General features: G+C 45.6%; 6 protein-coding genes. 1 reads left to right on the forward strand and 5 read right to left on the reverse strand.

All coding sequences use genetic code 11. The features are described 5' to 3' along the window. Nucleotides 1-3 precede the first annotated feature (3 nt). From J7623_RS29850 to J7623_RS29860, 3 genes are all read right to left on the reverse strand, one after another. Complete coding sequence (locus J7623_RS29850; protein WP_291928399.1) at nucleotides 4-3,522, reverse strand: SusC/RagA family TonB-linked outer membrane protein; 3,519 nt, start codon at nucleotides 3,520-3,522, stop codon at nucleotides 4-6. Nucleotides 3,523-3,577: 55 nt separating this feature from the next. Further along, nucleotides 3,578-4,492, reverse strand: coding sequence for a FecR family protein (locus J7623_RS29855; protein WP_291928403.1), 915 nt, complete (start codon nucleotides 4,490-4,492; stop codon nucleotides 3,578-3,580). Nucleotides 4,493-4,580: 88 nt separating this feature from the next. Continuing rightward, entirely contained in the window at nucleotides 4,581-5,111 is a 531-nt protein-coding gene (locus J7623_RS29860) for a sigma-70 family RNA polymerase sigma factor (protein ID WP_291928405.1), read from the reverse strand. A 328-nt stretch (nucleotides 5,112-5,439) separates the two neighbouring features. Here J7623_RS29860 and J7623_RS29865 point away from each other — a divergent pair, with 328 nt between their 5' ends. Beyond that, a complete protein-coding gene (locus tag J7623_RS29865; RefSeq protein WP_291928409.1) occupies nucleotides 5,440-6,714 on the forward strand; it encodes a HAMP domain-containing sensor histidine kinase in 1,275 nt (424 codons plus the stop codon). On the opposite strand, the gene J7623_RS29870 is transcribed toward J7623_RS29865, so the two are convergent. Together J7623_RS29870 and J7623_RS29875 are read right to left on the reverse strand one after the other, a co-directional pair. Beyond that, nucleotides 6,715-9,132 carry an ABC transporter permease gene (locus tag J7623_RS29870; protein WP_291928412.1) on the reverse strand — a complete coding sequence of 806 codons (2,418 nt, stop codon included), beginning with the start codon at nucleotides 9,130-9,132 and terminating at the stop codon, nucleotides 6,715-6,717. 288 nt (nucleotides 9,133-9,420) lie between these two features. Next, entirely contained in the window at nucleotides 9,421-9,810 is a 390-nt protein-coding gene (locus tag J7623_RS29875; RefSeq protein ID WP_291928415.1) for a hypothetical protein, read from the reverse strand. Between the last annotated feature and the right edge of the window lie 75 nt (nucleotides 9,811-9,885).

The following is a 9,885-nucleotide window of genomic DNA, read 5'->3' on the forward strand; positions in this document are numbered from 1 at the left end:
TGGTTATAATACCAGTTTCAGGTTAAAACCAATGGTGCGGGTAGCAGGCACCTGTCCTCTTTCCTCCCAGAAGCTTTCCAGCTCGGAAGTATCAATGCCTTTCAGGGCAGTATAAATCAACCATGGATTTTGTGCATATAAAGCTATATTCAAACTGTTTACTCCCAGGCGTTTTGTCCAGGGTCTGGCAGCGAAGGTATAGCCGAGGCGCAGCTCCCGCAGCTTTACATAACTGGCATCATAAATAAATGGTGGCGCTACTTTGTTAAACAGGTATGTCCAGTAATACGTACGTGCTTCCACGTAGCCGTTGAAAGGCGTACCATCGGCCAGTACACCATCCGGCTTAATACCGCCGCCCTGTGCTACCGGCAGGCGCCAGTCGTTGCCCTTATCATTGGTACCTACCGTAGATGGATCCAGGCCGGTTCCCAGCAGGAACATCTTGGTGAGCGACAAAAACTTACCGCCTACCTGGTAATCGATAGAAAATGTGAAGTCAAAGTTTTTATAGATAAATGTACTTCCTAAACCACCGGTAAACTTGGGCAGGATAGATCCCAGCGGCTGGTTTTCGTTAGTCAGGTAAGCCCCGTTGGCGTTTACAATAGGTTTGCCGTTAGAAGGACTTTCAATATTCTTACCATTGGCATCCTTTGCCTGGTAGTACTGGAAAGTAGGTCCTACCAGTAATCCCCACTCTGCCCCCTTACGGTGATCGAGTTCCAGGCGCAGCCCATTTTCTCTTGACGCCGCCAGGTAGTTATCCATATTGGCAGCCAGGTCTATTACTTTAGATTTGTTGGTAGCCGCATTTACGTACAGGTCCCAGGAGAAATCCCGTTTACGTATAGGCATGGCAGTAATCGCAATGTCCATACCCTTGCTCTGAATTTCCCCGAGGTTGGTCAGGTAGCTATTGTAACCATTTGTTTCGCTGATTTGCAGGTTGGCGATCTGCTTGGTGTTCTTATTCTTGTAGAAGCTTACGTCTACCCCTAAACGATTATTCAGGAGTTTCAGCGCCAAACCGGCTTCAATACTGGTGCTCAGTGAAGGCGACAAGTGCGGATCCACCAATTGGTCCGGTGTATTCAACGCCGGCGAGCCATTGTAAGAGCTCTGCAGGTTATAGCCGGTATTGATGGCGAAGATACCCGCATCAGAACCCGCCTGTGCTACACCTAACCGTACTTTACCAAAGTTCAGCCAGCTGCTTTTAGGCAACAGCTCCGTGAAAATAAAGCTACCGGATACGGATGGGTAGAAATAATAATTCTTTGCGGCAGGCAAGGTAGACGACCAATCATTACGACCGGTAATATCTACATACAGTAAACGCTTATAGCCTACTGATACTTTACCATATACACTTCTAACTTCCTGTTCGAAATAATCGTTGAAGGCGTTGGGGCGTTGAATAGAGGCAGTGATGGCATATAGGTTAGGAACACTCAGTCCACCTACGGTATTGGCTTCATTGCGGGTCAGTTTATAATGACGGATATTGCCTCCTACCAATCCGTCAATCGAAAAATCACGCAACTGCTTGTTGTAGTTCAGCGTCATTTCGTAGTTGAACTCGCGGGGCAGCGATTGACCGGATTTATACATATCCTGTTTTACAGTACCGGAGGCGATGCGGTCATCGTAATCATCGACCATGATATCCGCGCGTATCAGCGACTGCAACTTCAGGTTAGGTAGTATTTTGTAATTGAAACCGGCGTTACCAAATACCCGGAAGTTGGAATAGCGACGAAAGCTTTCATAGTACACACTGTATGGGTTATCGCGTTTGCGAGGCCTCAGTGTGGTAGCGGAGTCGTTACCATTAGGGCCTACGATATTCCAGGTGCGGTAGGTACCGTCGGGCGTTTTATAATCGCGCAGCCGTTTCATATCCACGGAGCGTTGAAACTCCTGGTTAAACTGCGCCATGATGCTACGCTGATTGGAGTTACCACCGTCGTAAGGTTCTGCGATTTGTTTGGTACTTACGACATTGATATCTGCAAAAACAGAAAACTTGTCGGTCACATCAAAGGTACCGGCAAAGTCAATGAAGTTACGTTTGCGGTTGGCATTGGGATAAATAAGATCGCGGTATTGATTGGCATACGACAAGCGATAGGATGCTCTTTCAGAACCGCCTGAAAAAGCCACGCTGTTATTGAGGTTGATGCCGGTTCTAAAAAAATCACGTACGTTGTTGGGATGTGATTCGAACGGCGTCAGTTTTCCAAAGTCGTCGCCGGGATACCAGCTAAACCATTCCCGCACCATGGTGCCGTCCATTTTTGGGCCCCAGCTTTGGTCCATATAATACTGCACCATTTTCTGGCCATCAAACTGTTTCCAGGTAGCGGGGTGCTTGTTGGCATCATAGTGGAAAACGTCGAAGTTCATATTATCACCGGCGCCGTAAATATTTTGGTATTGCGGAATCACGGATAATTTTTCAAAGGCGGTACCGGAGTTTACTTCTACCCGCATGGGCTGATTGCGTTTACCTGTTTTGGAAGTCAGCAATACTGCTCCTGCCGCCGCGCGGATACCGTATAGGGCGGTAGCTGCAGCGCCTTTCAGCACAGAAATAGATTCTATATTATCCAGGTTGATATCTGTATGTGAAATGATGGTACCATCCAGTACAAAAATGGGAGAGCCACCGCTTAGGCTGTTGGCGCCGCGCAAACGTACCCCCGCATCCCGGAAGGTGGAGCTGGGAGCGCCTACCAGTTGGGCGCCGGCAATCTTGCCTGCCAGGGCCGTTTTCAGGTCAGTGAATTTGGCATTATCTACCTGTTCTCCGCCAATTTTCTGGATGGCGTATCCGAGGGAACGTTCTTCTCTTTTGATGCCAAGGGCGGTCACCACTACTTCGCCCAGTTTCTGGAAGTCGCCTTCCATGCTAACATTCAGCGTTCCTTCTTCTGTAACAATTTGCGTTTGTTTTTTCAAACCGGTGATGCTGAACTGCAAAGTAGCGGGTAGATTTTTCAGCTTAATGGAATAGCGCCCGTTTTCATCGGTAATGGTACCATTGCCAGTGCCTTCTTCTAATACGGTGACGCCAGGCAAAGGACCGGTTTTATCGCTGACGATACCGCTGGTTTTCTTTACCGGCTTTGCAGCGGGTGCAGGTGTTTCGCCGGGCAGAATCACGATCACACCGGATTGCTCATTGACTACTGTTTTGGTATTTTTCAGGATGCCGGCTAATATTTCCCGTAAACTCTTGTTGTCATAGGTTTGGTGACTAACGGTGAAAGTCTTGAGCTGGTTGGCATTGTAGGCGAAATTAAGCCCGGTAATTTTTTCAATTTCTTTCAGGGCGTCCAGGGCGTTGCCTGCCGGGATGGCCACATGTGGAATTTTCTTATCAAGTGCGGGGCTGGTTTGCCCGAAAACGTTGCTGCCAAAGGCTAATGGTAGTAGCCATAGCAGCAGCCGGAGTACTTTTGCCTTAAATAATTGGCAAATAGGTATCCTTTTTCTAATTTTAGAAATGAGAATCATGAGCTTACATTTTATGTGAGAGTTTTCAGCAGCATTCGTTAGGGCGAATGCTGTTTCATTTTACATACAAGTGGATTTTGTTTTGTTGGTCTTTACTGCTAAACCGTACATTACTTATTTTCTCTACAATTGACAACACGCTCTGCAAAGGCATGCCGGCATTAAAGGTGATTGTCCGGAGTGAATCATCGGATAGGGTATGCTTGTCAAACTCCACCCCATAGATCATCTCCAGTCGCTCCAATATATTAGACAATGGTTCTTCCCGCATTACAATGCGGCCGCTGGTCCACTCATCGCCGGCGAGCCCTTCTTCATGACTGCTGGTAAAGCGATAGTCTTTGCTGCTGATCAGGACCTGGTCTGCCGGCAATAGCTGACAAAATGTTTGTTGTGCTTTTCCCACGCCTACCTTTCCTGTTTTCACGGTGATTTTCACAGCGGCACTGTGTTGATATTTGATCACATTGAAAGAGGTACCCAATACAGTGGTCACAATACTATCAGTGAATACTTTAAATGGGCGGGCAGGCTGTGGTTGCACATCAAAAAAGGCTTCGCCTTTGTGAAGGGTAACGATACGGTCTTCTTTATTGAAATGGTTGCTAAAACTGATTTGTGAATTGGCGTTGAGGGTAACCACAGAACTATCTGGTAACAACACCCGTTTATGTTCTTTGACACCGGTGCTGATCCAGGTAAGGGATACTTTTTCTTCCTGTACCCGGCTATGTAAAACATAGCGGATGCCCAGGAAAAGGAAAACCGCAGCAGCCACGCTGCCGGCAATGCGATACACCCGGGTAAGCAGACGAATTTTTGGTTTTGCCGGTGCGGCATTTGCCAGGATCGACTGTAGTAAGCGTTGTTTTGCCTGCTCTTTCTCTGCGTCAGAAGTAAAGGGTACTTCCTTGTTTTGCTGACTCAACTTATCCAGCCAGTCCGATATTTTCTTATCATGTTCCCCCATAGTAACCCGTATGTGTATACGAAGACAACTATGCCATCCTTTTTTGATCAGAAGAAAATAGCAATTAACATTTCATTAACAAACAGGCTTATTTGCGAAGCAGGCGTCGTTTTACGTTGTTGAGCTGATTACGCACGGTATGTTCGGAAAGAGAAAGCTGATCGGAGATTTCTTTGACATTAAGGCCATCCATGAGATAGAGGCGCGCTATTTCCCGCATCTTATCAGGAAGCACTTCCAGGTGGTACAGGAGCCGCCGCACGTATTCTTTTCGTTCCATCACGCCATCTTCTTCCGCAACATTCCCCATGTTGTTGAGCAGCGCCTGATAATGTGCATTTTTTACCGCATTGGCTTTTAAAAAATTGCAGATCCGGTTTTTTAGACTCCGGAATAAATATCCTTTTACATTGGTATCTATTTCAATGGTTTCCCGCTTATCCCATATATGCAGGAAAAGCTCCTGCAGTACGTCTTCCACATGATCTTTATTACCCAGGATTTTCCAGGCATACTCATATAACTCTTCCCAGTGGCGTAAATATAACTCGGTAAAGCCTTCTATGCTGCCAGTTTTAACCAGGTGAAACAGTGCTATGTCTGTTAAATAGGTAGTCATATTAATTGAATGATCGCACCTGACGAAATTACTTTTATCCGCTTAGCCGGTAAACGGTAAGCGTATTATCAAAACATTAATTCAGTTGGAATAATTAATTTACAGGACGCGGAATGGCGCGGATATTGCTTTTCATAACGTCAGAAATTCATTTTGGTTGCACACTTATCTTTTTGAAAATTAATCAAATTGTAAGAAGAATACCAAAAAAATTATGAGCAACGGAGAATATGATTTGCCCTGATACACCACTTTCATATAGATAGCAACGCTTTTTGCTTAAATTCGTTATATGTCAACAACCGGTACCCGAAATCTATTAGAGCGAGTGAAAACATTTTCACTGTATATTATAGGAGATCCCCTGCATTTCACCCTCGAAAACCGCATCTTTAATGCTATTTGTATCATCTCACTGGTCATCATCGGGTTCAATGTACCTTACAACTACTTTACAGGACTCACTGCTACCTCGCTGATCTTTTTGGCGCTGGTCCTCATTTTTGCCGGTATATATTATTTATCAAGAGTCAGGAAGAAAGTAAACCTGTGTATTGCCATTGCGGTAGTCATGATCAACGTGGGCTTTGCAGTGAATTATTTCTATAGTGGTGGTATCAGAGGCGCCTCCCTCCTGTCATTTACCCTGGCCTTTTTCCTCACCATGCTCATCTCTTCGCCCAAACAATACTACTGGTGGATTGTGCTGAACCTCTTTACCGTCCTGGGTCTTATCATTTATGAGTATTACCATCCCAACCTCATCGCGGATGTTTATCCTGAACGGGGCGACATCTTCGCTGACATGACACCCACCTACATCATTAATGTAATCGTTATTTTTGTAGGCACCATCTATCTGAAAACAGCCTACAACAAAGAGAAGAAAAGAGGAGAAGAAAAAACCCGTTCGCTGGAAATCCTGAATACAGAGAAAAGTAAACTGTTCTCTCTTATTTCCCATGACCTCCGCAATCCGCTGGCCTCTATACAGTCTTACCTCCAACTGTTACGGGAAATAGAAATAGATCCGCAAAACAAAGTACAGATAGAAACAGAACTGTTGTATGTAGTCAACAGTACACAGGAAATGCTCTATAACATATTGGTATGGTCTAAAACCCAGCTGGATGGCCTCAACGTAAACCTGGTTCCCATTGATGTTGCTGCCGCCATACTGCCCATTCTCAAAATCAATAAGATGGCTGTCGCCAAAAAAAATATCAGCCTGGATACCAATATAGATGCCTCCATAAAAATAATGGCCGACCTCAATATGCTGCAATTAATTGTACGTAACCTGGTAGGGAATGCCGCTAAGTTCACACCTTTCGGCGGCGCTATCTACATCCGCACCAGCAGAAACGGTGATAAATGCCGTATTGAAGTAAAAGACAGCGGCGCTGGTATAGACCCTTCCCGTCAACTGGATATGTTTTCGCTGAAAGTACGATCCACCTTTGGCACCGACAACGAAAAGGGAATCGGATTGGGACTTTTCCTCTGTAAAGAATATACCATGGCCCAGCACGGGCAGATCTGGTTCGAAAATAATAAAGAAGGTGGCAGCTCGTTTTACCTGGAGCTACCACTGGCTAATTAATTACTCCGCCTTCAGGCTATGTACCGGGTTCGCCAGCGCAGCCCGGATAGCCCGGTAACTCACGGTGAGCATCGTGATCAATATAGCGATACAACCTGCGGTCACAAATACTGTCCAGCTAATCTTTACACTATAAGCGAAATCCTGTAACCACCGGTTCATCATAAACCACGCAAGTGGCGAAGCTATCAGGATAGCCAGGAATACCAGCTTCAGGAAATCTTTTGATAACATCGCTACAATACCTAATACAGAAGCACCCAGTACTTTACGGATACCTATTTCACGGGTGCGCTGCTCTGCTGCATAGGTGATCAGTCCCAGCACCCCCAACGATGCAATCAGCACCGCCAGCACCGCAAAGGATATAAAGATCCGGCCGGTACGCTGTTCCGCCCGATACAACCGGTTAAAGTCATCGTCCATGAAAGAATATACAAAAGGCTGTCCGGTCATACCGTCCTGCGCTTCATAGCGACGCCTGATCTGCGCAATGGTTCCCTGCAAGTCACCCGTGCGCACCTTAAACACCATATTGCGATGATATTCGCCCAAACGGAAAATAATAGGTGGTATCTTCTTTCTTAAAGAGCCGGTATTGAAATCTTTTACCACGCCAATTACCTTCAATCGCAGCATCCCTTCATTGTTTGCATAGAGATATTTATCTTCCAGGGTAGTCACGCCCAACAAACGCGCGGCAGTTTCATTCATCAGCAACCCATTGGTATCGGAAGGCATTTGCGGCGAAAAGTTTCTGCCACTGGCCATTTGCATTCCCATCGTTGGAATGTAATCTGCATCAATATAATAGTCATTTAAACCCGTTACCTGTCCATTGCTTCTCGCGGCATCTTTGGAATAAATACTGGTATTCATAGCGATTTCCGTAGGTAAAGAGGCGGTCATAGTGCCCGCTTCCACCCCGGGAACAGACAATACTTCATCCCGGAAGCTCTTCGCATGACGACCTAAAGAAGCGGTATTCCCTAACACCAGCATCTGGTCCTTATTATATCCCAGTTTCTTATGACGGATATAATTCAACTGGCTGTTGATCACCAATGTACCTACTATCAGTAATATCGCCGCTGAAAACTGGAATACGACCAAACTATTTCTTAGCCAGCTACCCTTAAAACCTGCTGTCAGCTTCCCTTTTAATACTTTCATAGGATCAAAGGCAGATAGGAAAAAGGCGGGATAACTCCCTGCCAGCAAACCTATCACGGTGGCCGTTACCACCAGGAAAGGCAACAGCCAAAACAGGTAAGCCATCTTCAACGCAATATGTTTATCCGATAACTCGTTCAGGAAAGGCAATAACAACACAGCGATCGCCAATGCCAGTATCAACGCAAAAAAGCTGGTGAGCACAGATTCTGTCAAAAATTGAAAAACAAGCGATGAACGTTGGGAACCCAACACTTTCCTCACTCCTACTTCTTTGGAACGTCCTGCTGAACGGGCCGTAGAAAGATTCATAAAATTCACGCAGGCAATAAGCAGGATAATGATCGCTACCGCAATGAAAATATATACATATTGTATGTTGCCTGAAGGCTCTACTTCATTGGCCTGGGGAGATTTTAAATGAATATCAGGTAAGGCAATCGGCGTATACCTGAAATGTCCGCCGGCTTTCTCCGCTTCCGCAATAGTACTTCCTATCATTTTCTGTAAAGAAGTTTCCATATACTTCAAGGTAGCCGCCCGGAGATACTGACTCAACTGCGCCGCAGTAACGCCGGGACGCAGCAATACATACGTGGTATAATTATCGGCCATCCATTGCGTACTGCGGCTATCTTCCAGCTCCGACATGGCGCGCACAAAATCGAAATGCAGGTGCGACTGATCCGGCACATCTTTCATCACACCACTGATCTGGTAAGTATTGGTATTATCGGTGAACAATGTTTTTCCCAGCACATCGGTACTTCCGAAATACTTGCGCGCCATCCGCTCAGAAATCACCATGGTATGTGGTTGTGTCAGGGCCGTTTTAGGATCACCGGCAATCAATGGAAGCGTAAATACATCGAACAGGGAAGAATCAGCAAAACTGGCGTTCTGCTCTACCAGGGTAGATGTCCCTTTTCTCACGAGGATATTTCCCTGCTGGTAAAAACGTACATAGTTTTCTACCTGCGGAAAATCCTGCACCAGTACGGGTCCCAGCTGGCTCGGGGAATATCTTTCATGAAAGGCATTGCCGTTTACCAGGAAATCTGCATCCAGCCGGAAAATGCGATCCGCTTTTTCATTAAACCGGTCGTAACTCAATTCATCTGTTACAAACAATGTGATCAGCAAACAGGTAGCCATGCCGATGGCCAGCCCGAAGATGGTAATCGCAGAGAAACCTTTGCTCCTCCATATATTCCGTAATGCAACCCTGAAGTAATTTTTAAACATAGTGTAATGTTATAGCCGTTCACCGTATAGACACGTGACCTGGCGGATAGTTGCTCCAATAAAATGCCGAAACAAAAATACCATGGTTATCAATCCATTACAATCAGTAACGCTATCGCAGATGCCCGCTAATAACACAAGGCCTGTCCGATTCCGGACAATGTTAATGAGCAGAAAGCTGAAAGCAGAAAGCAAAAAGCTATTTTAGCGAATGATTAATGCGAAGAAATAATATCCACATTAATCATTCGCTAAAATAGCTTTTTGCTTTATGCCTTCTGCTTTCTGCTATCTATCGACTGGCCTTGCTCTTAATGCCGTCCATGTATCATCAATAGATACGCTGGTTACCTCCTCCAGTCCTGCCGCCTGAAAGGCTATCCATACCGTTTCCCGTTTGATATCACTCTTAATACTACCCGTTCCTTTGGGATAACAGGCCCAGAAAATACAATCCGGCTTACCGGAAGCTACGTGTTGCTTCACCAGTTTTTCGAGCACCGATTGTTGTGTAGCGAATACCTGCACAAATTCATAAGCACCCTTCTTTTTAGCAGCGGGCTTAGTGTCGTAAGATACATCACCAATCAGGGCAATATATTCATCGGGGGCATCCACAATCAACGCTGTAGCCGCTTTGTGGAAGTATAGTTTTTTTAATACAGGAGTTCCGGACATGTTCAGCAGATTTATTTTTAGAGCAGAAAGCTGAAAGCAGAAAGCAAAAAGCTATTTTAGCGAATGATTAATGCG

Origin of the sequence: Chitinophaga sp., from assembly GCF_017745275.1 — a bacterium.
GTDB lineage: Bacteria > Bacteroidota > Bacteroidia > Chitinophagales > Chitinophagaceae > Chitinophaga.